At 35.7% G+C, this 1,086-nt stretch carries 1 protein-coding gene; it reads right to left on the bottom strand.

What is annotated here, in order from left to right; genetic code table 11:
- Nucleotides 1-892: nucleoside hydrolase (locus AC1DTM_RS27905; protein WP_477001417.1), on the bottom strand; the 892-nt coding region annotated here is incomplete at its 3' end.
- Nucleotides 893-1,086 lie beyond the last annotated feature (194 nt).

Here is a 1,086-nt window from a genome sequence, read left to right as displayed (position 1 = left end):
GCTGAAAAGCTACATTATGCGTTTTATAGCCTGGATTAGTAGCAAAACGAAAGTCTGCAATACTTTGACCAAATCCTTCTCCTTGATCAGGAATTACTTTAATGGGTACTCTTGAAAGGCCAACAGCCTCTTGATTCAGCAAATACCACACTGTTACAAAATCATGCATAGGGCTTCCACTTATACCAGGATTAGACTTAGAGTAGAATTTATAATAATAGTCTAACATAGGTTTGATGATGAGTCCTGCAAGATCCTGTGTATTCCGATGAAATGCATCGATTTGCTGGACCATTTCGGGTGTAACAATCGCATGTTGAGTCACATTTAAAGGAATAATTGTCAAGTTCTTTGCATGCTGCAGAATTAAGTTTGCTGCATAAGGGTCTGAGTAAAAGTTAGCTTCAGCCACAGCAGTTACGTTACCTGGATAGAAAAAAGCTCCCCCCATGCAAATACATTCTCTTACGTTTCGCATTGTTTCTAAATTCAACACAAAAGTCGTAGCTAGCGAAGAAAGTCTTCCTAAATTGATAATTGTAAGATCTTCTAAATTTGATTCTATAATTTGATAAATATCATTTAAAGGATAAACTGGATATGAAATTTCAKGGGGAATGATAGGTCCTAATCCGACTTTTCCATGTACCTCAGGGAAATACTGAATCAATATACCTGTCAACGGTACAGAAGCACCAAGGAATACGGGTATCTCTTCTCTTCCCGCAATGTACTTCAAATAGTTAATATTTCTTATTGCATTTTCTCTGGATACATTTCCATAATCGGCTACAATTCCTACAAGTTRAATGTCTTTACGAAAAAAAGTGTACAGTATAGCAAACGCATCATCAATCCCCAAATCTGTAAACAGGAGAACCTTTTTTTTCATATCTCTTCCTCCAAAATCTATAGAATCCTACTTTCACTAATGATGTAGTGATCAGACTAAGCTTGTATGTATATATTTTATGTATTCTTAAAGAGTGGATTCTATTCACTTGAAATAGCTTTGCTCATCTAAATTTGATATTATGTTCAAGCGTAAGTTTCTGTTCTTAAGTTCATAGGCATGGTGTGCTATCC

It is taken from the genome of Bacillus sp. P4_D3, assembly GCF_056401855.1.
Note: the sequence above shows the minus strand (reverse complement) of the source record. Positions and strands in the feature narration are given on the sequence as shown.